Genomic DNA, 19,410 nt, shown 5'->3' on the forward strand with positions numbered 1-19,410 from the left:
CGCGGAAGGCGACGGGTCCGGCATCGGCACGGGATCGGCACGGGATCGGCACGGGATCGGCACGGTAGAGGTCGCCCGGATCGGGGGATCAACCGTCCATGATCCCTGAGGGAGGCGGTGTCGCCGGGCAGGGCCGGCGCGCGCTGCTCGCCGGACTGGCGTTCGCGATGACGGCTCTCGTCATCTACGCCCTGTTCCAGTCGGGTTTCGGCCGTTCGCATCCGCCTTCGGCGGGTTCGTCGTACGTGCCGGCGCCGCCCCTGAAGGTGGCGCCCCGCCCCGGCGCCGCGGCGGCGGCCCCGCCCGAGCCCCTGTTCGCGGTCGTCTCCGACGACCTCTGGCTCACCTACCTGCCGCGCGGCCTGCGCCGCAGCGGCGGGGGAGCGGTCGCCCCCGACGGCGTCCGGGCCAGGTACGGCACCGCGGACCGTTACGTGGAGGCCCAGGTCGAGCACGGTACGGCGGCCGCGGACTGGGACACCTACCGCGCGCACCTCGACGTGCCGGACGCCCGCGAGACCACGGTCCGCGGCCGGCCCGCGATCGTCGGCCCGCACCCGCGCGGCGGCAGGATGATCGCCTGGCTGGAGCGCCCCGGGACGGGCGCCTGGATCCGGGTGAGCGACTCCCTCGCCGGCGAACTGCTGCCTATTGCCGCCTCGGCCCGTGGTCCTGTAGGAGACTAGGAGCCTTTTCCCTGGTTGATCCCACGAGTCATGGGGGGACGATGCGGCGTCCGGCAGCGGTGTTCATCACGTTCGCGCTGGCCGCCGGCACGGCAGGGTGCGGCGGCGACACGCCGCGGCCGCCCAGCGCCACCCCGCCGCCGGCCAGCGAGCAGGCGAGCGACCCGGTGGCCGGGAAACCCGTCACGCTGGCCTGCGGATCGACCAGGCTGAAGGTCCCCGGCGCGCCGCCGCCGCTGGCCCGCTCGGGCAGCTTCGGCCGTCTGGACGCGCTCGCCAGGCGCCTCAAGGTCAGAGGCGTGACCTGGCGCGACGACGAGGGCGAGCTGCTGCGGGTGGGCGTGGTGTGCGGCGTGCGGACGGCCGAGCAGTTCGCCACGCTGGTGGCCCGCTCGACCCTGACCGCCTACCGCGGCAAGCCGGCGCTGCGCTGGACGACCCGCGGCGGCCTGCGCAACTTCATGTGGCTGGAGAGCCCCGGTACGGCCGTCTACCTCGCCGCCACGCCCGGCATGACCGCCCAGCTCCGCCAGACCGCCGCCGCCATCAGAGAAGGCGCCTCCTGAACCGCGAAGGCGTCTTCTACGACCTTGTGGAACCGCCGAGGCGCCCGGCCGGGCCCGCGAAGGCCGGGCAGGGCGCCTTCCACGTCGCTCAGTGAGCCTCGGACAGCAGCTTGGCCATGCGGCTGACGCCCTCGACCAGATCGTCGTCACCGAGGGCGTAGGACAGCCGGAAGTAGCCCGGCGTGCCGAACGCCTCGCCCGGCACGACCGCCACCTCTGCCTCCTCCAGGATCAGCTCGGCCAGCTCCGCCGACGACCCGGGCCGCCGGCCGCGCAGTTCCTTGCCCAGCAGCTCCTTGACCGACGGGTATGCGTAGAACGCCCCCTTGGGTTCCGGGCAGAACACGCCCGGGATCTCGTTGAGCATCCGCACCATGGTCTGGCGCCGCCGGTCGAAGGCCGTACGCATCTCGGCCACGGCCGACAGGTCGCCGGACACCGCGGCGAGCGCGGCGATCTGCGACACGTTGGCCACGTTCGAGGTGGCGTGCGACTGCAGGTTGGTCGCCGCCTTGACCACGTCGGACGGCCCGATCAGCCAGCCCACCCGCCAGCCGGTCATCGCGTACGTCTTGGCCACGCCGTTGAGGATCACGACCCGGTCGCCCAGTTCGGGAACGGCCGTGGCGATGCTGGTGAACTCGGTGCCGCCGTAGACCAGGTGCTCGTAGATCTCGTCGGTGACCACCCACAGCCCGTGCTCGGCCGCCCACCGGCCGATCGCCACGGTGTCCTCGCGCGAGTAGACCGCGCCCGTCGGGTTGGACGGCGAGACGAACAGCAGGACCTTCGTGCGCTCGGTGCGGGCCGCCTCAAGCTGCTCGACGCTCGCCAGGTAGCCCGTGGACTCGTCGGTCACCACGTCGACCTGGACGCCCCCGGCGAGCTTGATCGCCTCGGGGTAGGTCGTCCAGTAGGGGGCGACGACGATGACCTCGTCACCCGGGTCGAGCAGCGTGGCGAACGCCTCGTAGACGGCCTGCTTGCCGCCGTTGGTGACCAGCACCTGGGACGGCTCGACGGAGTAGCCGGAGTCGCGCCGCGTCTTGTCGGCGATGGCCTTCTTCAGCTCGGGAAGGCCGCCCGCCGGCGTGTACTTGTGGTTGCGCGGGTCGCGGGCCGCCTCGACCGCGGCCTCGACGATGTAGCCGGGCGTCGGGAAGTCGGGCTCGCCCGCGCCGAAGCCGATGACGGGGCGGCCGGCCGCCTTCATCGCCTTGGCCTTGGCGTCCACCGCGAGCGTGGCGGACTCGGAAATCGCGGAGATTCTTGCGGAGATACGGGGTCGCGTGGACATGCTCACCATGCTCCCACGCGGGCGTGACCTGGGCGATCAGGTTTGGGTTCGACGTACCGGGCAATCCCCCGTATGCTTTCGCCTGGTCCTTCCGCCGCATGTCGGCGAGCGGTTCGGTCCAGGCAGTGAGTCGATCAGGGTAGTGTGGTTGACGACATAGGGCACTGGCGCAATTGGTAGCGCACCGGTCTCCAAAACCGGCGGTTGGGGGTTCGAGTCCCTCGTGCCCTGCGAGTGCGGTCCGCGCAAATGGCGTGTAAGCGCGCCGCAGAACTGCGTTGGATACGACAGATTCAGGTGAGGACTGTGGCGATCGACACGCGCGGCGAGACCGCAGGCAAGCCCAGTGGCGAGAAGAAGACGCGCACTTCACCTGCCCTTTTTTATCGGCAGGTCGTCAACGAGCTTCGCAAGGTCATCTGGCCGACACGCAAGGATCTCATCACCTACACCACGGTCGTTCTGGTATTCGTTCTGATCATGGTGGCGATCGTCTATGGGCTTGACGCCGCTCTCGGCTGGGCCGTCCTCCGCGTCTTCGGCGGGGAGTGAGCCCGCCTAGCTCGACGCCGTGTGGTGTCGGCTGATGGCGACACCATTCGATTCGAGGAAATGAGGAAAGGTCACGTGTCCGAGTCTTCTGTTCCGGCCGAGGAGCCACGCGACGAGCGAGGCGACGACGAGCTGGGAGAGACCACCGACGTATGGGGCGACGAGCTGGGTGAGGCTCGCGACGAAGGCGTCGAGGCGGCTCTCCAGGAGGCCGACGAGACCGACGAGGTCGAAGAGTCGGAGGAGGCCCCCGCTGACGCGGAGGCCGAGCCCCTGCCTGAAGTCGACCCGGTCGAGGAGTTCAAGAGCTCGCTGCGCGGGCTCCCCGGCGAGTGGTACGTGATCCACTCCTACGCCGGCTACGAGAACCGCGTGAAGTCCAACATCGAGAGCCGCAACGTGTCGCTCAACATGGAGGACTACATCTACCAGGTCGAGGTGCCCACGCACACCGTCCAGGAGTTCAAGAGCGGCAAGAAGGTCCCGGTCAAGGAGCGCGTGCTGCCCGGCTACGTCCTGGTGCGCATGGAGCTGACCGACGAGTCCTGGGCCGCCGTGCGCAACACGCCCGGCGTGACCGGTTTCGTCGGCCTGTCCAACAAGCCGAGCCCGCTCAGCCTCGACGAGGTCGCCAAGCTGCTGGCGCCCGAGCCGACCGAGGAGAGCAAGAAGGCCACCGCCAAGGCGGCCAGCGGCCCCACGGTCGAGTTCGAGATCGGCGAGTCCGTCACGGTCATGGACGGCCCGTTCGCCACCCTTCCCGCCTCGGTCAGCGAGATCAGCCCCGAGTCGCAGAAGCTCAAGGTGCTCGTCTCGATCTTCGGTCGTGAGACCCCGGTCGAGCTCTCGTTCAACCAGGTCTCGAAGATCTAGGACGATCACCTACACTTAGACGTTCGGTCGGCCGCCTTTCGCGAAAGGTGGCCTTCCGACATGTCCGGGCGCATCCGCGTCCGGACGGCATCACGATCAGGACCCGGAGAAGGACTCATGCCTCCGAAGAAGAAGATCGCGGCGCTCGTCAAGGTCCAGCTCCCCGCTGGCCAGGCCACGCCCGCTCCGCCGGTCGGTACCGCCCTCGGTCCCCACGGCGTCAACATCATGGACTTCGTCAAGCAGTACAACGCTGCGACGGAGGCCCAGCGGGGCAACATCATCCCCGTTGAGATCACCATTTTCGAAGACCGCAGCTTCACCTTCATCACGAAGACGCCCCCGGCGCCCGAGCTGATCAAGAAGGCCCTGGGTCTCGACAAGGGCAGCGCCGTCCCCCACAAGGACAAGGTCGGCCGTCTGACGCGCGAGCAGCTGCGCAGCATCGCCGAGACCAAGATGCCCGACCTCAACGCCAACGACGTCGAGGCTGCTGAGAAGATCATCGCCGGCACCGCCCGGTCGATGGGCATCACGATCGCCGACTAAGACTTTTCCCAGATCCGTGGGAGGGCCGGGTCCCGGCCCGCGAACCACAAGGAGACAGACATGAAGCGCAGCAAGGCGCACAAGGACGCGGCCGCCAAGGTCGACCGCGACAAGCTCTACACGCCCGCCGACGCCGCCAAGCTGGCCAAGGAGACGTCGACCACCAAGTTCGACGCCACCGTGGAAGTGGCGCTGCGGCTGGGTGTCGACCCTCGCAAGGCCGACCAGATCGTGCGCGGCACGGTCAACCTCCCGCACGGCACCGGTAAGACCGCCCGGGTCCTGGTCTTCGCGACCGGTGACCGTGCCGAGGCAGCCCGCGAGGCGGGCGCCGACATCGTCGGCGCCGACGAGCTGATCGACGAGATCGCCAAGGGCAACCGGCTCAACGAGTTCGACGCCGTGGTGGCCACCCCTGACCTCATGGGCAAGGTCGGCCGTCTGGGCCGCGTGCTCGGCCCGCGTGGTCTCATGCCCAACCCCAAGACCGGCACCGTGACGCCCGACGTCGCCAAGGCCGTGACGGAGATCAAGGGCGGCAAGATCGAGTTCCGCACCGACCGGCAGGCGAACCTGCACTTCATCATCGGCAAGACGTCGTTCCCCGAGCGTCAGCTCATCGAGAACTACGCCGCCGCCCTTGACGAGGTGCTGCGTCTCAAGCCGTCCGCGGCCAAGGGGCGTTACCTGAAGAAGGTCACCTTCTCCACCACCATGGGCCCCGGCGTCCCCGTCGACCCCAACCTCACCCGTGGCCTGACCGCCGAGCTCGACGCGTAACGGCTTCGTTCTTCCGAAGGTCTCCGCCTGTCTCAGGCGGGGACCTTTTGGTTTTCCGCACGTCGTGCGAGGAGGTGCCCGCGAGGCGCGACGTTTCTGTTCCGGATGATCTCGCCAGGTGGGCGGGGTTGTGGAGGAATCGTGCACAGTCTGTGGGGGAGAACCCTGGGTTTTCCCCGAATTATGCGGGGAAGTCGCCACGACGGGACAACTCAACCGTAGGGTCAAAACATGCTGAAGCGCAGGATAAGTCTCGCCACCGCCGCGGCCGGAGCTGCCCTCATCGCGGCCACGGTCGCCGGGTGCGGTACGAACGTGCAGCCCGTCCAGATCAACCTGGCCGCCTCGGAGGTGCTCGCGCAGGCCGCGCAGAAGACCGCGGAGGTCACCAGCTACACGGTGGACGCCGTCGCGAACGTGACGCACCCCCAAGAAGGCAACGGCAAGGTGCAGGGACGCATGCTCTACCAGAGCAAGCCCCAGCTCGCCGTCGACCTGACCCTCGACACCGTCGACATGGGCGGACGGAACCTGCCGGGCGGCGTACGCGCCATCCTCCAGGGTGACACCGTCTATGTGAAGGTCGAGGCGCTCAAGCAACTCGTCGGCGCGACCAAGCCGTGGATCAAGGTCTCGCTCGCCGACGTGGGCGACCAGAACCAGGTCAACCAGTACCTCAGCCAGATCCAGCAGTTCGACCTGGCCAACGTGACCAAGCTGGTCACCGCGTCCAAGGACGTGCAGCAGGTCGGCACCGAGAGCGTCAACGGCGAGGACGCCACCCACTACAGCGGCACCTTCCCCGTGGACGCGGCCGTCGGCCAGCTGCCCGCCGACAAGCAGCAGCAGGCCCGTACGAACCTCGCCGAGCTCAAGGACGTCAAGTTCGACATCTGGGTGGCCGGCGACGGCCTGCCCCGCAAGCTCGCCCTGAACGGCTCCAAGGAGGGCGCGACGCTGGACGCCACGCTGCTCTTCAAGGGCTTCAACGAGCCGGTGAAGGTCGAGGCCCCGGCCGCAGACCAGGTCGGGGAGCTGCCGAAGACGACCGTCAACTGAGAATCGATTTGGAAACTCGGCGACCAGCACGTACTCTGGTCGTTGCCGAAGACCGCCGGTCGTCGTCAGGTGCATCAGTCCTGGCGACCGAAGGATCCACGTTCTGTGGACGGCCCGCGCAGGTGTGATGCGAGTTTCCCATATGGTGTAGTTCCATATGTGAGCCCCGTGCGCCCCTGCGCCCGGGGCTGTTCTCATTTCCAGGGGCCTTCGCCGGCGGCACACCTGGAAGGAGGCCCATGGCGAGGGCGGATAAGGCGACAGCCGTTGCCGAGCTCAAGAGCGAGTTCGAAGGCAGCAGCGCCGCCGTTCTGACCGAGTACCGCGGTCTCACCGTCGCCCAGCTCAAGCAGCTGCGCGTTGCTCTTGGTGAGAATGCGAAGTTCGCCGTGGCGAAGAACACCCTGACCAAGATCGCGGCCAACGAAGCCGGTCTGTCGTTCCCCGACGACCTGCTCACGGGCCCGACCGCGATCGCCTTCGTCAACGGCGACGTTGTCGAGGCGGCCAAGGGTCTGCGTGACTTCGCCAAGGCCAATCCCCTTCTGGTGATCAAGGGCGGCGTGCTGGAGGGCAAGACCCTCGACGCCACCGAGATCACCAAGCTCGCCGACCTCGAGCCCCGCGAGGTCCTTCTCGCTAAGCTCGCCGGTGCTCTCAAGGCCAAGCAGAGCGCTGCGGCCGCGGTCTTCGCCGCGCTGCCCACGCAGATGGCTCAGCTGGCCGACGCCCTTCGTGCCAAGCGCGACGAAGAAGCGGGCGAGTAACACGGGGGTTGCCGCAACTTCCGCGGTCCCGTTCCTAGTTTTCTGCAAGTCCTAAACGTAAGGAAAAGCATCATGGCGAAGCTCAGCACCGACGAGCTGCTCGACGCGTTCAAGGAGATGACCCTCCTCGAGCTGTCCGGGTTCGTGAAGCAGTTCGAAGAGGTCTTCGACGTCAAGGCCGCCGCCCCCGTCGCGGTCGCCGCCGCCCCCGCCGCCGGTGGCGGTGGCGAGGCCGCCGCCGTTGAGGAGCAGGACGAGTTCGACGTCATCCTCGAGGCCGCCGGCGACAAGAAGATCCAGGTCATCAAGGAGATCCGCGCCCTCACGTCCCTGGGCCTCAAGGAGGCCAAGGACCTGGTGGACGGCGCTCCCAAGCCGGTCTTCGACGGCAAGGTCAACAAGGAGCAGGCGGAGAAGGCCAAGGCTGCCCTCGAGGGCGCCGGCGCCACCGTGACCGTGAAGTAACTTCCCACTTCACACAGCTCTTCGGAAGAGGCGGACACACCCTGGTGCCGGGTGTGACCGCCTCTTTTCGCATGTACGGGGACGCCTCGGGAGACTCTCATCCGCGTCTCATCGCCCGGCCAACGGGCCTGCCTAGCGTGCAGGTGTGCTGAGCGAAGCGAGATCCCGCGTGGCGTTGGCCGTGCTGCTCCTCGGCGCCGGAGTCCTCTACGTGTGGGGGGCTCGGGGCGTCGGGGTGGGCCAACTCCTTCTATTCGGCGGCCGTGCAGGCCGGGAGCCAGAGCTGGAAGGCGTTCTTCTTCGGGGCGTCCGACGCCGCGAACGCGATCACCGTCGACAAGACCCCCGCCTCCCTCTGGCCGATGGCGCTCAGCGTACGGATCTTCGGCCTGAACTCCTGGGCCGTCCTCGTGCCTCAGGCGCTCATGGGCGTCGGCGCGGTGGCCGTGGTGTACGCGACCGTGCGCCGGTCGTTCCCCGCCTGGGCGGCGCTGCTGGCCGGGACGGCGATGGCGGTGACACCCGTGGCCGTGCTGATGTTCCGGTTCAACAACCCCGACGCCCTGCTGGTGTTGTCGCTGACCGTCGCCGGGTACTGCGTGACGCGGGCCCGGGAGCGCGGTTCGACGCGGTGGCGCGTACGGAGGGGTGGAACGTGTGGCTGGGGCTGGCCGTGGCGGTCGCAGGGCTGGGGGCGGCGCTGGTGATGTTGTTCGCGCGCCGGGCCCGGGCCCTGGTGGGGCTGGTCGCCGTGGCGGCGTGCCTGGCGGGACCGGAGGCGTACGCGCTGGACACCGCCGCGACCCCCACACCAGCGCGATCCCGACGGCGGGGCCCGCCACCGCCGTCGGCTTCGGCCGCCCGCCGGGCGGCGGCCCAAGAGGGCCGGGCGGCGCGTCCGCGCAGACCGGCGCCCCCGGGGGCCTTCGGCGGGACGGGCAGGACGGTCGGGCCCCGTGGGGCGGACAGGACGGCGGCCGGCCGCCGGGCGGACGCGGCGGGGCCGGGGGCCTGCTCGACGCGGGCACGCCACCGGCCGAGCTGACCGCTCTGCTCCGCCAGGACGGCTGCACGTGGACCGCGGCGACCGTCGGTTCGAACAACGCCGCCGCCTACCAGCTCGCCACCGGCCTGCCCGTCATGGCCGTGGGCGGCTTCAACGACACCGACCCCGCCCCACACTGGCCCGGTTCAAGCAGTACGTGGCCCAGAAGCGCGTCCACTACTCCATAGGCACCGGGATGGGCGGCTTCGGCGGCGCCGGATCCGGCGGCAGCGACGAGGCGGCCCGGATCGCCGCCTGGGTACGGGACGCCTTCACCGCCACGACGGTCGGCGGCGTCACCGTCTTCGACCTCACGAGCTGAGCGCCGCCTCCCGGACCTTGGCGATGGCGCCGGCGTCCATGAAGTCCTTGCAGTGGACGATCCTGCCGTCCCTGATCCGCAACATCAGCAGGCCGGGGACGGTGATCGGCCGGTCGCCCACCTTGACGTGCGCGTTCTGCTCGACGACGACGACCTCGGGATCGTCCGTACGGTGCAACGCGACCCGCTCCACCTCCTGCGGCACGGCGGGGGAGACGCCCCAGGCCGCCCGGTACCCCGCGCGCACCGCCTCCCGCCCCTCGTACGGCGGCAATCCGCCGAACGGGAACTCGTGCAGCCCGTCCTCCGCGTACAGGTCGGCCAGCTCGTCGGCCGACTTGTGCAGCATCGCGCCGTGGAAGGCGACGACGATCTCCTCGACGGTCATGTTCACAACCTCGCATCTCGCTCAACGGTCGTTGACTCAACGAGCGTAGAGCGAAAGTGGAGCAACGGTCAACACGGGTAGAGTCGGACCGTGAGCGAGCGAGTGCTGCCCCGCGCCGAACGGCGGCGCCGGACCGAGGGAAGGATCCTCGACGCGGCCAGGGCCCTGTTCGCGGAAGTCGGCTACGAGCGCGCCACCATCAGGGCGGTCGCGAAGGCCGCCGAGGTCGACCCCGCCCTGGTCATGCAGTACTTCGGCAACAAGCAGGAGCTTTTCCGGGCCGCCGTGCGCGCGACCCCCGACCCGGGCGCCGTCCCCGGCCCCGACGAGCTGGTCGAGCACCTGCTGGCCACGCTCGACGTGAAGATGGGCGAGCTGCCCCAGGGCTCGCTGGCGATGATGCGTTCGATGCTCACCCACCCCGAGGCGGCCACGGCGGCCCGCGAGGCGCTCGCCCGCCAGATCGACCGGCTCGCCGCGTCGATCCCCGGCGAGGACGCCCGCGTGCGCGCGGCCCTGATGACCACGATCCTGCTCGGCGTGACCGTCGGACACCAGCTCCTCGGCCTGCCCGAGCTGCGCGACGCCCCGTCGGCGGAGATCGCCCGGCTGCTGCGCCCGAGCCTGCGGACCCTCACCGGGCCGGAAGTCCCGTAACCGCCGGGCGGCGAGAGGCTCCAATTCGCCGGAACGGCATCCGGGAAGTAAAGTGTGCGGCACGTAATCCCCTGAGTACTCCCTGTGATTGGGAAGGTGGCCAGTGGGCGTCGAGGTCGTGGTCGACGGGTTGACCAAGTCGTTCGGTCGGCAGGTCGTCTGGCAGGACGTCTCGCTCACGCTGCCCGCGGGGGAGATCTCGGTGCTGCTCGGCCCCTCGGGCACCGGCAAGTCGGTCTTCCTCAAGACGCTGGTCGGCCTGCTGCGCCCCGACCGCGGCCACATCTGGATCGACGGCCACGACCTGGCGAGCTGCGGCGAGCGCAAGCTCTACGAGCTGCGCCGGCTGTTCGGCGTGCTGTTCCAGGACGGCGCCCTGTTCGGCTCGCTCAACCTCTACGACAACATCGCCTTCCCGCTGCGCGAGCACACCAGGAAGACCGAGGCGGAGATCCGCCGGACCGTGATGGCGAAGATCGACCTGGTGGGCCTGGCCGGCGCCGAGGGCAAGCTGCCCGGCGAGATCTCCGGCGGCATGCGCAAGCGCGCCGGCCTGGCCAGGGCGCTGGTGCTCGACCCGGAGATCATCCTGTTCGACGAGCCCGACTCCGGCCTCGACCCGGTCCGCACCGCCTTCCTCAACCAGACGATCGTCGACCTCAACGCCGACATCGAGGCCACGTTCCTGATCGTCACCCACGACATCAACACCGCCCGCACGGTCCCCGACAACATCGGGCTGCTGTTCCGCCGCGAGCTGGTCATGTTCGGGCCGCGCGAGATGCTGCTGTCCAGCGACGAGCCGGTGGTCCGGCAGTTCCTCAACGCCCGCAGGCACGGCCCGATCGGCATGTCGGAGGAGAAGGACGTCTCCGAGCTGGCGGCCGAGGCGCGGCTGGGCCACGATCCCGGCGGGCTGCCGCCGATCCCGCCACAGCTCATGCCGAGCGGCAACGCGATCCGCCGCTCGCAGCAGCCGCCCGGCCGGTGGCTGGCGGCCCACGGCGTGACCCCGCCGCAGGGCTCGTTCGTGGACGAACAGGGTCGCGACTGGCTGGAGGAGTACCCCCGGCTGCTCGACGCCCACGCGAACGGCGTCGCGTAGATCATGAACTCCGAAGAGCGCCCTCGCACGGCCCACGACGGTCACCGTCCGCTTCGAGGCGGGTGCGCATGGTGATCGCGGAGATCGGGCGGTTCGTCGCCATGTCGCTCGACACCGCCAGGGCCGCCGGGCGGCGGCCGTTCCAGGTGCGCGAGCTGGTCCGGCAGGCGTGGTTCATCGTCAGCGTGAGCGCCCTGCCCACCGCCCTGGTCGCCATCCCCTTCGGCGCGGTGCTCGCCATGCAGACCGGCAACCTCATCCGCCAGTTCGGCGCCCAGTCCTTCACCGGCGCCACCGCCGTGCTCGGCATCGTGCGCGAGGCGGGCCCGGTGGTGACCGCGTTGATGATCGCGGGCGCGGCCGGCAGCGCGATCTGCGCCGACCTCGGCGCCCGCCGGATCAGGGACGAGATCGACGCCATGGAGGTGCTCGCCGTCGACCCGCTCCACCGGCTCGTCGTGCCCAGGGTCGCCGCGTGCGCACTGGTCGCGCCGCTGCTCAACGGCCTGGTCACCACGGTCGGGCTGGTCGCCGGCTACCTGTTCAACGTGGTCGCCCAGGGCGGGTCGCCCGGCGCGTACCTCCAGTCGTTCAACGCCCTGGCCGAGCTCTCCGACCTGTGGGTGTCGGAGGGCAAGGCGCTGGTCTTCGGCGTCACGACGGGGCTGGTGGCGGCGTACAAGGGGTTGAGCGCGGCCGGCGGGCCCAAGGGGGTGGGGGAGGCGGTCAACCAGGCGGTGGTGTTCGCCGCCCTGGTGCTGTTCGCCGAGAACTTCCTGATCAGTGCGGTCTACAACGAGCTGGTGTTGTCATGAGGACGCTCAACCGGCAGGGCGAGTTCTACGCCAGGGCGATCAGGGCCGTCCCGGCCGCCGCGCGCCACCGCCGGGAGGTGCTCAGGCTGCTGGCCGAGGTCGGGCTCGGCAGCGGCGGCCTGGCGGTGATCGGCGGCACGATGACGATCGTCGCCTTCATGACCTTCTTCACCGGCACCGAGGTCGGCCTGCAGGGCTACACCGGGCTCGACCGCATCGGCGGCTCGGCCTTCACCGGCTTCCTGTCCAGCTACGTCAACACCCGCGAGATCGCGCCGCTGGTGTCCGCGATCGGCCTGTCGGCCACCGTGGGCTGCGGCTTCACCGCCCAGCTCGGCGCGATGCGGGTCGGCGACGAGATCGACGCGCTGGAGGTCATGGCGGTCCCGTCGGTGCCGTTCCTGGTCACCACGCGGCTGATCGCCGGGTTCGCCGCCGTCATGCCCCTGTACGTGCTCGGCCTGCTCGCCTCCTACGTCGCCACCCGGCTGATCGTGACCGTGCTCCACGACCAGTCCACGGGCACCTACGACCACTACTTCGAGCTGTTCCTGTCGCCGTACGACGTGTTGTGGTCCTTCGGCAAGGCGATGGTCTTCTCCGTCCTGGTGATCCTCGTCCACTGCTACTACGGCTTCCACGCCACCGGCGGCCCGGCCGGGGTCGGAGTGGCGGTCGGGCGGGCCGTACGCGCGGTGCTGGTGACGGTGAACGTCGCGAACCTGCTGCTCGGCCTGGCCATCTGGGGCACGACGACGACGGTGAGGCTGGCTGGATGAGATACGGCGTCGCGCTCCTGGCGATCATCGCCGCGTTCACGGCCCTGACGCTGGCCGTCTACCTCAAGGTGTTCTCCACCGCCCGACACGTCACGCTGCTGCTGCCGGCCGCCGGGCTCCAGCTCGACCGCCGGGCCGACGTCAAGGTCAACGGGGTCGTGGTCGGCGAGGTGGCCGACCTGGCGCCCGCCGAGCACGGCGCCCGCCTCACCCTGGCCCTCGACCACGACGTCGATCGCGGCTCGACCGCCGAGCTGCGGGCCAAGACCCTGTTCGGCGAGAAGTACGTCGCCCTGATCCCGCCCAGGTCCCCGCGCGGCCCGCTGCGCGACGGCGACGTCATCAGGTCCTCGGCCGCCGCCGTCGAGATCACCCGAATCCTCGACCGCCTGCTGGCCCAGCTGCGCGCCGTCCACCCCGAACGCCTGAGCAACGCCCTGAACGCCCTGGCCACCGCCCTCGACGGTCGCGGCGCCCGCCTCGGCACGACCCTGGACAGGACCGACGCCTACCTCCGGCGCCTCCAGCCCCACCTGCCGACCCTGAAGCGGGACATCGCCAAGCTCGCCGACGTCGCCGCCCTGTACGGCCAGGCCGCCCCCGACCTGCTGCGCACCCTCGCCAACAGCGCGGCGATCGGCCGCACCCTCACCGCCGCCCCGCTCGCCCCGGCCACGGCCGCCGTCACCCGGGCCGTCACCGCCGCCGACCTGCTGCTCACCTCGAACGAACCGGGCCTCGTCGGCCTTCCGCACGTCGTCCGCCCGGCCCTCGACGTCGCCGCCCACCACGCGCCCGTCATCCCGTGCGTCCTGCGCGGCCTCGACCGCCTCCGGCCGCTGCTCGACGACGCCTTCGGCCACGGCAGCACGAAGGCGGTGCTGGAGATCGTCCGGTCGGCGCATCCGTACGAACCGGGCAAGGACACCCCGCGTTACGCCGACCGCAGGGGACCGGCCTGCTACGGCCTGCCCGACCACGCGCCCGTGCCCTTCCCGGGGGTCCGCTTCGACGACGGCACGGCCGACCTGGCGAGGCTGATGCTGCGATGACCACGCTCGGCCCGGCGCTCAAGCTGGCCGTCTTCGCCCTCGTCACCACCCTGTGCGTGGCCACCCTCGCGATCACGATCTCGGGCGCCCGCTTCACCGCCGCGGTCGTCTACCACGCCCTGTTCACCGACGCCTCGGGGCTGCGCGAGGGCGACGAGGTCCGCATCGCCGGCGTGCCGGTCGGCCGGGTCGAGGACGTCACGCTGGCGGGCACGCGGGCCGAGGTCGCCTTCTCCGTACGGCGCACCACCGCCCTGCCCCGCGCGGTCGTGGCGGCGATCCGCTGGCGCAACCTCATCGGCGACCGCTACCTGACGCTCTCCACCGGCCCCGGCGGCCCCGGCCTGCTCCCGCCGGGCGCCCGCGTCGCCGCCACCCGCCCGGCGCTCGACGTCACGGCCCTGTTCAACGGCTTCCGGCCGCTGCTCAACGCCATCCGTCCCCAAGACGTGAACAAGCTGAGCTGGCAGATCGTCCAGGTGCTCCAGGGCGAGGGCGGCACGGTCGAGGCCCTGCTCGGCCACATCGCCTCCCTCACCGGCACGCTCGCCGACCGCGACGCCGTGATCGGCCGAGTGATCACCAACCTCGGCGCGGTCCTCGGCGAGATCGCCGGCCGCGAGCACGACTACGACCGGCTGCTGATCGACCTGCGCGCCCTGATCGGCGGCCTGGCCGGCGACCGTGAGGCCATCGGCGACTCGCTGGCCACGCTCGACCGCCTCACCGCCGTCACGGGCGGCCTGGTCCGCAGGGCCCGCCCCGACCTGCGCGCGAGCGTCCGGCACGCGGGCGGGCTGCTCAAGGCGCTCAACGCCAGGAGTGCCCTGGTCGAGGACACCGTCGCCCGCGCGCCCGGCCGCCTCGGCCAGCTCGTCCGGGCCTCCTCCTACGGGTCCTGGTTCAACTTCTACCTCTGCTCGCTCACGGTCAGGAGCGGTGGCGTACGCACCCCGAAGATCGTCAACGGGAGCCCGCGATGCCACTGACCCCCTTCAGGCGACGTGACCCCGTGCCGCTCGGCGTCGGCGGCATCGTCGTGGCCCTGGCGCTGGTCGTGGCGGCCCTGGCGGTCGGCGGCCTGCCGCGCGGCAGCACGTACTCGGCCGCCTTCGCCGACTCGGCGGGGCTGCGCGAGCACGACGACGTGATGATCGCCGGGGTCAAGGTCGGGGAGGTCGTCGGGGTCGACCTGGAAGGCGACCACGTACGCGTCGACCTGCGGGTGGCCGACGACGTCCGGCTCGGCTCGCAGACCAAGGCGGACATCCGGATCAAGACCCTGCTCGGCGCCCACTTCGTCATGCTCGTCCCCGAGGGCGACGGCCGGCTCCAGGGGCAGATCCCGCTGTCGCGCACGAGCGTCCCCTACGAGGTGGCCCCCGCCGTGGGTGATCTGGGGAGAGCCGCCGGCCGCGTCGACGAGCGGGCCCTGGCCGAGGCCATGACCGTGCTGTCGCAGACCATGGAAGGCTCCTCGGCGGAGATCCGGGCGTCCCTGAAGGGCCTCGGCAGGCTCTCGCGCACCGTCGCCGACCGCGACACCCGCCTGCACGAACTGGTCGGCCACGCCCGTACCGTCACCGGGCTGCTGGCCCGCAGGAACGCCGACCTGCACGGCCTGGTCACCGACGGCGACCTGCTGCTGCGCGAGGTCTCCGCCCGGCGGGCCGTCGTCCACGGGTTGCTGGTCAACACGGTGGTGCTGGCCGGGCAGATCGACGGCCTGGTCGCCGACAACAGGACCACGATGAGACCCGCTCTCGAACGGCTGCGCTCGTTCGTCGCCGTGCTGCGCCGCCAGGAGGAGAGCCTCGACCGGTCGCTCGCCCTGCTCGGGCCGTTCGCCCGGCAGCTCGCCGACGCGACCGGCAACGGGCGCTGGTTCGACACGATCATCCAGAACCTGGTCCCGCTGCCCGCCTCGATCCGGCCGCCCGACCCCCTGCCGGAAGGACTCCTCCGATGAGAGGCCCGCTCGTCCTGGCGCTGCTGCTCCTGACCGCTACCGGGTGCGGCTTCGAAGGGGTGGCCTCACTGCCGCTGCCCGGCGGCGCCGACCTGGGCGAACGGCCGTACCCGGTGATCATCCGGTTCGCCGACGCGCTCGACCTCGTGCCGCGCTCGCCGTGCAAGGTCGACGACGTCACCGTGGGCGAGGTCACCCGGGTCGAGCTGGGTGCCGACTGGCGGGCCGACGTGGTCTGCGCGGTACGCGGCGACGTCGCCCTGCCCGACCTCACGACCGCGGCGATCTCGCAGACGAGCCTGCTGGGGGAGAAGTTCGTCAAGCTGCTGCCCGCCGGGCGCGGGCGGCTGAGCGGCCCGATCCCGGTGGCCCGCACCAGCACGACCGCCGAGGTCGAGGAGGTGCTGTCGGCCGCCTCGCTGCTGGTCGAGGGCGGCGGGCTCGACCAGGTCGCCACCGTCAACCGCGAGCTGGGCGACGTGCTGGACGGCCGCTCGGCCCGCGTGAAGGACCTGCTGCGCAGGCTCGGCGCGTTCGCCGCCGGGCTCGACGGCTCGAAGAGGCAGATCGTCCGGCTGATCGACGCCCTCGACGGCCTCACCCGCACGCTGGCCGCCCAGCGCGCCACGATCAGGGCCACCGCCACCGACATCGGCCCGGCCGTCACCCTGCTCAAGGACCAGCGCGCCGGCCTGACCGCCATGCTCGCCGCCCTCGACCGGCTCGGCCGCACCACCACCCGCGTCGTCGAGCGCTCCCAGGCCGACACCCTCGCCGACCTCCGCCACCTGCGCGAACTCCTGCGCAACCTCGACCGGGCGCGCGACAGCGTCGCGTCGGGGCTGGCGACGGCGATCACGTTCCCGTTCCCAGGGTCGGCCTCGTCCATGCTGCGCGGCGACTACGCCAACACCGACCTCACCGTCGACGCCTCGCCGGGCACGGCGCTGCGCAATCTGCTCGGAGGCGCACGATGACCGTCCGGCTGCTGGCGTTCGCGCTGATCGGGGTGGTGGCGGTGGCGTACACGCTGGTCAGGTACGCCCGGGTGGGCGCCGACCTGGTCGATCCCGCCTACCGGGTCACGGTCGAGCTGGCCGACGCGAGCGGGCTGTTCGACGGCTCGGAGGTGACCTACCGCGGGGTGCCGATCGGCCGGGTGGAGTCGCTGGCCGTGGCGGGCGACGGCGCGCGGGCCGTGGTCAGGCTCGGGGCCGGCACGCCCGTCCCGTCCCGCGGCCTGCTGGCCGTGGTGGCCAACCGGTCGGGCGTGGGGGAGCAGTACCTGGACCTGCGGCCCACCGGGGGCGCCGGGCCGTACCTGCGGGCGGGGGACGTGATCGGGCGCGAGCACACGCGCCTGCCGGTCAGCACCGCCCAGTTGCTCGGCGACACCGACCGGCTGCTGTCCTCGGTCGATCCGCGCGACCTGGAGACGGTCGTGACCGAGCTGGACAAGGGCCTCGGCGGCACCGGGCCGTACCTGCGGCGGCTGGCCGACGCGGGCGAGACGCTGCTCGGACAGGCCGAGAGCGTGCTTCCCGAGACGGTGGCGGTCCTTCACGACGGGGAGACCGTGCTCGACGCTCAGCGGGCCTCTGGGAGCCATCTGAAGGCATTCGCCGGGGATCTGGCCGGCTTGACCGATTCGCTCCGGGACGGGCGCGGCGACCTCGCCCACGTCATCGACCGCACCCCGCGCGCCGCCCGGTCACTCGAACGCCTGACCGACGGCGTCGCCCCTCACCTGCGCCCGCTGCTGACCCACCTCGTGGTCGGCGGCAGCACTGTCTCCGCCCGGGTCACCGCCCTGCGGCAGCTCCTGATCGGCTACCCGGCCGCCGTGGCGGGCGCGTTCTCCGTGGTCGACCGGGACGGCCTGCACTTCGGCCTCGACCTCGACCTCAACGTGCCCAGGCCCTGCACCCGCGGCTACGAGGGCGTACGCCGGCGCCGCCCGCAGGACGTCAGCCCGCGGCCGCCCGACCCGGAGGCGTACTGCCGGGAGCCGCGCGGCAGCGCGACCGGGGTGCGCGGCGCCCGCAACGCCCCCGCTCCCCAACCGCCTCCGTCGATTCCGGGGCTTCCGGCGTGGCTGGCGGGTTATGATCCGGCGACCGGCCGGAAGGGGTGAGCACAGGTGGGAGGACTTCCCGCGCGCCCGGCCCGCATCCTCGTGGCCGCCCTCAGCGTGACGCTGGCGGCGCTCGTCGCCGGCGGCGTGTGGATCTCCTTCCAGGCGCGTGACGCGCAGGCCCTGGCCGACGAGAGGCAGGCCGCGCTGCTGGCGGCGGGCACCCACGCCAAGAACCTGGTCTCGCTCGACTACAAGACCGTCGACGCCGACGTGGAACGCATCCTCGCCACCTGCACGGCCGGCGCCAAGACCGGCTACCAGGCCATCGCGGGCAAGCTCAAGAGCACCACGGTCGCCAACAAGGTCGTCCAGCACGGCGTGCTGCGCGCGACCGGCCTGGTGTCGATGTCCGGCGGCACGGCCAAGGTGCTGGTGGTGGCCGATGCCGAGATCCGCTGGGACGGCTCCAAGAGCCCGCCCCAGGAGCGCTTCTACCGCTGGACGATGGACGTGACCAAGGTCGACGGCGTCTGGCTGGTGTCGAAGGTGGTGCAGGTGGTGTGAGAACCGTCACGGTGGTCCTGCTCGGCGTCCTGGTGATCGTCGCGGGCGTGCTGGTGCCCAGGATGTGGTTCGACCTGAGCGACCTGCGGGGGGCCGACGGGGCGGCGGCCGAGGCCATGGCGACGGCCCGGCAGGTCGCCCCCGACATGTTCTCCTACGACTACCGCTCGGTGGAGGCCGATCTGGCCAGGGCGGGGGCGTACACGACAGGTGAGCTGACCAGGCATTACAAGGAGCTCACCACGTCGCTGGTGTCCAAGGCCAAGGCGGAGAAGACCGTCCGCACCGCGGCCGTGGTGGACGCCGGCGTCGAGCGCGCCACGCCCGACAGGGTCGAGGTCCTGTTGTTCGTGAACATGGTTACGGTAAAAGTAATGCCGAACCAGGACAGGCCCCAGCAACAGGTCACCCAGAACCGCGCCCGGTTCGTCATGGTCCGGCAAGACGGGCGCTGGCTGGTCGAGGGGCTGTCCACGCTGCTGGGGACGGCCTGAGCCGCCGGGCGCGCCGCTACCTTCAATTGTTACCAAAAATCAGGTTTGGTGAAGCCCTTGATAGGGGTACTCCAGTCACAGCTACACCGGCGGTCGGCATGGGTTCGACCCCTGGGGTGACGGAGCGTTAACCGCCCACGATCGCGGGTATCGTCTTGGGCCTGGCGGTAGGCGCCCGATCACACTGGGGAGAAAACTCCAGCGTCCGGGCCTCTAGGCGGCTAAAAGTCGGGCTCGCGGGCTTGACGTTTGCGGCTGAACGGGCGATGCTGCGACCAACGTGGAGCATGCAGCGAGAGCGAAGTGGACAGGCGTGTGCCGTTCGGCTACACTGCCCCTTTGCGCTGCCCTTTGACGACCCGTGATGCTTGCTCACGTTGCGAGGTTGTCTGGCGTGCGTGTAGTCAGTCCGCCGCGAGCCCTCGGAAGGACATCTGTTGGCAGCCTCGCGCAACGCCTCCGCCGTACCCGCTGGTCCCCGTCGCGTCTCTTTCGCGCGTATCCAGGAGCCCCTCGAAGTTCCTGACCTTCTCGCCCTCCAGACCGAGT

The 19,410-nt window shown here is 70.9% G+C and carries 25 protein-coding genes and 1 tRNA gene; 24 read left to right on the top strand and 2 right to left on the bottom strand.

Going from position 1 to position 19,410, the window contains the following annotated elements:
• The first annotated feature begins 98 nt into the window (after positions 1-98).
• Together ABZ815_RS46430 and ABZ815_RS46435 are read left to right on the top strand one after the other, a co-directional pair.
• Complete coding sequence (locus ABZ815_RS46430; RefSeq protein ID WP_357708248.1) at positions 99-686, top strand: hypothetical protein; 588 nt, start codon at positions 99-101, stop codon at positions 684-686.
• Positions 687-727: 41 nt separating this feature from the next.
• The gene (locus ABZ815_RS46435) at positions 728-1,252 is read left to right on the top strand and encodes a hypothetical protein (RefSeq protein WP_357708250.1); all 525 of its coding nucleotides are present in this window, start codon (positions 728-730) and stop codon (positions 1,250-1,252) included.
• A gap of 88 nt (positions 1,253-1,340) precedes the next feature.
• On the opposite strand, the gene ABZ815_RS46440 is transcribed toward ABZ815_RS46435, so the two are convergent.
• Positions 1,341-2,549: a pyridoxal phosphate-dependent aminotransferase gene (locus ABZ815_RS46440; RefSeq protein ID WP_357708252.1), complete on the bottom strand. Its 1,209-nt coding sequence runs from the start codon at positions 2,547-2,549 to the stop codon at positions 1,341-1,343.
• A gap of 158 nt (positions 2,550-2,707) precedes the next feature.
• Here ABZ815_RS46440 and ABZ815_RS46445 point away from each other — a divergent pair.
• From ABZ815_RS46445 to ABZ815_RS46495, 11 genes are all read left to right on the top strand, one after another.
• Positions 2,708-2,780: transfer RNA gene (locus ABZ815_RS46445), tRNA-Trp, on the top strand.
• 75 nt (positions 2,781-2,855) lie between these two features.
• Complete coding sequence (secE, locus tag ABZ815_RS46450; RefSeq protein ID WP_125642950.1) at positions 2,856-3,101, top strand: preprotein translocase subunit SecE; 246 nt, start codon at positions 2,856-2,858, stop codon at positions 3,099-3,101.
• Positions 3,102-3,176: 75 nt separating this feature from the next.
• Positions 3,177-3,974: a transcription termination/antitermination protein NusG gene (gene nusG, locus ABZ815_RS46455; protein WP_357708254.1), complete on the top strand. Its 798-nt coding sequence runs from the start codon at positions 3,177-3,179 to the stop codon at positions 3,972-3,974.
• Positions 3,975-4,091: 117 nt separating this feature from the next.
• Positions 4,092-4,523 (top strand): 50S ribosomal protein L11, encoded by a 432-nt coding sequence (gene rplK, locus ABZ815_RS46460; RefSeq protein ID WP_357708255.1) that lies wholly within the window; start codon positions 4,092-4,094, stop codon positions 4,521-4,523.
• 60 nt (positions 4,524-4,583) lie between these two features.
• Entirely contained in the window at positions 4,584-5,303 is a 720-nt protein-coding gene (gene rplA, locus ABZ815_RS46465; RefSeq protein ID WP_352325431.1) for a 50S ribosomal protein L1, read from the top strand.
• A gap of 231 nt (positions 5,304-5,534) precedes the next feature.
• Positions 5,535-6,362, top strand: a complete 828-nt coding sequence (locus tag ABZ815_RS46470; protein ID WP_357708256.1) for an LppX_LprAFG lipoprotein — start codon at positions 5,535-5,537, stop codon at positions 6,360-6,362.
• A gap of 239 nt (positions 6,363-6,601) precedes the next feature.
• Positions 6,602-7,129 (top strand): 50S ribosomal protein L10, encoded by a 528-nt coding sequence (gene rplJ, locus ABZ815_RS46475; RefSeq protein ID WP_357708257.1) that lies wholly within the window; start codon positions 6,602-6,604, stop codon positions 7,127-7,129.
• A gap of 72 nt (positions 7,130-7,201) precedes the next feature.
• A complete protein-coding gene (rplL, locus tag ABZ815_RS46480) occupies positions 7,202-7,594 on the top strand; it encodes a 50S ribosomal protein L7/L12 (protein ID WP_357708258.1) in 393 nt (130 codons plus the stop codon).
• Between the two features lie 263 nt (positions 7,595-7,857).
• Positions 7,858-8,301: a glycosyltransferase family 39 protein gene (locus ABZ815_RS46485; RefSeq protein WP_357708259.1), complete on the top strand. Its 444-nt coding sequence runs from the start codon at positions 7,858-7,860 to the stop codon at positions 8,299-8,301.
• A gap of 52 nt (positions 8,302-8,353) precedes the next feature.
• Positions 8,354-8,827, top strand: coding sequence for a hypothetical protein (locus tag ABZ815_RS46490; RefSeq protein WP_357708260.1), 474 nt, complete (start codon positions 8,354-8,356; stop codon positions 8,825-8,827).
• Positions 8,797-8,961 (top strand): hypothetical protein, encoded by a 165-nt coding sequence (locus ABZ815_RS46495; protein ID WP_357708262.1) that lies wholly within the window; start codon positions 8,797-8,799, stop codon positions 8,959-8,961. The genes ABZ815_RS46490 and ABZ815_RS46495 overlap by 31 nt, the downstream gene beginning before the upstream one ends.
• On the opposite strand, the gene ABZ815_RS46500 is transcribed toward ABZ815_RS46495, so the two are convergent.
• Complete coding sequence (locus ABZ815_RS46500) at positions 8,951-9,349, bottom strand: nuclear transport factor 2 family protein (RefSeq protein ID WP_357708263.1); 399 nt, start codon at positions 9,347-9,349, stop codon at positions 8,951-8,953. The two genes, ABZ815_RS46495 and ABZ815_RS46500, sit on opposite strands and share 11 nt — an antisense overlap.
• Before the next feature lie 90 nt (positions 9,350-9,439).
• Here ABZ815_RS46500 and ABZ815_RS46505 point away from each other — a divergent pair, with 90 nt between their 5' ends.
• The 11 genes from ABZ815_RS46505 (at position 9,440) to ABZ815_RS46555 (ending at position 18,861) form a co-directional block, all read left to right on the top strand.
• Positions 9,440-10,006, top strand: coding sequence for a TetR family transcriptional regulator (locus ABZ815_RS46505; RefSeq protein WP_357708265.1), 567 nt, complete (start codon positions 9,440-9,442; stop codon positions 10,004-10,006).
• 103 nt (positions 10,007-10,109) lie between these two features.
• Positions 10,110-11,111 carry an ABC transporter ATP-binding protein gene (locus ABZ815_RS46510; protein ID WP_357708266.1) on the top strand — a complete coding sequence of 334 codons (1,002 nt, stop codon included), beginning with the start codon at positions 10,110-10,112 and terminating at the stop codon, positions 11,109-11,111.
• 68 nt (positions 11,112-11,179) lie between these two features.
• Positions 11,180-11,926, top strand: a complete 747-nt coding sequence (locus ABZ815_RS46515) for an ABC transporter permease (RefSeq protein ID WP_357708267.1) — start codon at positions 11,180-11,182, stop codon at positions 11,924-11,926.
• Positions 11,923-12,705 (top strand): ABC transporter permease, encoded by a 783-nt coding sequence (locus ABZ815_RS46520; protein WP_357708268.1) that lies wholly within the window; start codon positions 11,923-11,925, stop codon positions 12,703-12,705. The genes ABZ815_RS46515 and ABZ815_RS46520 overlap by 4 nt, the downstream gene beginning before the upstream one ends.
• On the top strand, positions 12,702-13,757 hold the full coding sequence (locus tag ABZ815_RS46525; RefSeq protein ID WP_357708269.1) for an MCE family protein: 1,056 nt from the start codon (positions 12,702-12,704) through the stop codon (positions 13,755-13,757). Before ABZ815_RS46520 ends, ABZ815_RS46525 begins: the two co-directional genes overlap by 4 nt.
• Entirely contained in the window at positions 13,754-14,746 is a 993-nt protein-coding gene (locus ABZ815_RS46530; RefSeq protein ID WP_357708270.1) for an MCE family protein, read from the top strand. The genes ABZ815_RS46525 and ABZ815_RS46530 overlap by 4 nt, the downstream gene beginning before the upstream one ends.
• Positions 14,737-15,726, top strand: a complete 990-nt coding sequence (locus ABZ815_RS46535; RefSeq protein ID WP_357708271.1) for an MCE family protein — start codon at positions 14,737-14,739, stop codon at positions 15,724-15,726. Before ABZ815_RS46530 ends, ABZ815_RS46535 begins: the two co-directional genes overlap by 10 nt.
• Entirely contained in the window at positions 15,723-16,703 is a 981-nt protein-coding gene (locus tag ABZ815_RS46540; protein WP_357708272.1) for an MCE family protein, read from the top strand. The genes ABZ815_RS46535 and ABZ815_RS46540 overlap by 4 nt, the downstream gene beginning before the upstream one ends.
• Positions 16,700-17,860, top strand: a complete 1,161-nt coding sequence (locus ABZ815_RS46545) for an MlaD family protein (protein ID WP_357708273.1) — start codon at positions 16,700-16,702, stop codon at positions 17,858-17,860. Before ABZ815_RS46540 ends, ABZ815_RS46545 begins: the two co-directional genes overlap by 4 nt.
• 6 nt (positions 17,861-17,866) lie before the next feature.
• Entirely contained in the window at positions 17,867-18,367 is a 501-nt protein-coding gene (locus ABZ815_RS46550) for a hypothetical protein (RefSeq protein ID WP_357708274.1), read from the top strand.
• On the top strand, positions 18,364-18,861 hold the full coding sequence (locus ABZ815_RS46555) for a hypothetical protein (protein ID WP_357708276.1): 498 nt from the start codon (positions 18,364-18,366) through the stop codon (positions 18,859-18,861). The genes ABZ815_RS46550 and ABZ815_RS46555 overlap by 4 nt, the downstream gene beginning before the upstream one ends.
• The last annotated feature ends 549 nt before the right edge of the window (positions 18,862-19,410 follow it).

Source organism: Nonomuraea sp. NPDC047529 (assembly GCF_040642995.1).
GTDB lineage: Bacteria > Actinomycetota > Actinomycetes > Streptosporangiales > Streptosporangiaceae > Nonomuraea.

What these genes read in the sequence shown, in the direction of transcription:
- ABZ815_RS46430 (WP_357708248.1), top strand. Translation starts at nt 99, where the DNA reads ATGATCCCTGAGGGAGGCGGTGTCGCCGGGCAGGGCCGGCGCGCGCTG.
- ABZ815_RS46435 (WP_357708250.1), top strand. Translation starts at nt 728, where the DNA reads ATGCGGCGTCCGGCAGCGGTGTTCATCACGTTCGCGCTGGCCGCCGGC.
- ABZ815_RS46440 (WP_357708252.1), bottom strand. Translation starts at nt 2,549, where the DNA reads ATGTCCACGCGACCCCGTATCTCCGCAAGAATCTCCGCGATTTCCGAG.
- rplK (WP_357708255.1), top strand. Translation starts at nt 4,092, where the DNA reads ATGCCTCCGAAGAAGAAGATCGCGGCGCTCGTCAAGGTCCAGCTCCCC.
- rplA (WP_352325431.1), top strand. Translation starts at nt 4,584, where the DNA reads ATGAAGCGCAGCAAGGCGCACAAGGACGCGGCCGCCAAGGTCGACCGC.
- ABZ815_RS46470 (WP_357708256.1), top strand. Translation starts at nt 5,535, where the DNA reads ATGCTGAAGCGCAGGATAAGTCTCGCCACCGCCGCGGCCGGAGCTGCC.
- rplJ (WP_357708257.1), top strand. Translation starts at nt 6,602, where the DNA reads ATGGCGAGGGCGGATAAGGCGACAGCCGTTGCCGAGCTCAAGAGCGAG.
- rplL (WP_357708258.1), top strand. Translation starts at nt 7,202, where the DNA reads ATGGCGAAGCTCAGCACCGACGAGCTGCTCGACGCGTTCAAGGAGATG.
- ABZ815_RS46500 (WP_357708263.1), bottom strand. Translation starts at nt 9,349, where the DNA reads ATGACCGTCGAGGAGATCGTCGTCGCCTTCCACGGCGCGATGCTGCAC.
- ABZ815_RS46515 (WP_357708267.1), top strand. Translation starts at nt 11,180, where the DNA reads ATGGTGATCGCGGAGATCGGGCGGTTCGTCGCCATGTCGCTCGACACC.
- ABZ815_RS46520 (WP_357708268.1), top strand. Translation starts at nt 11,923, where the DNA reads ATGAGGACGCTCAACCGGCAGGGCGAGTTCTACGCCAGGGCGATCAGG.
- ABZ815_RS46525 (WP_357708269.1), top strand. Translation starts at nt 12,702, where the DNA reads ATGAGATACGGCGTCGCGCTCCTGGCGATCATCGCCGCGTTCACGGCC.
- ABZ815_RS46530 (WP_357708270.1), top strand. Translation starts at nt 13,754, where the DNA reads ATGACCACGCTCGGCCCGGCGCTCAAGCTGGCCGTCTTCGCCCTCGTC.
- ABZ815_RS46535 (WP_357708271.1), top strand. Translation starts at nt 14,737, where the DNA reads ATGCCACTGACCCCCTTCAGGCGACGTGACCCCGTGCCGCTCGGCGTC.
- ABZ815_RS46540 (WP_357708272.1), top strand. Translation starts at nt 15,723, where the DNA reads ATGAGAGGCCCGCTCGTCCTGGCGCTGCTGCTCCTGACCGCTACCGGG.
- ABZ815_RS46545 (WP_357708273.1), top strand. Translation starts at nt 16,700, where the DNA reads ATGACCGTCCGGCTGCTGGCGTTCGCGCTGATCGGGGTGGTGGCGGTG.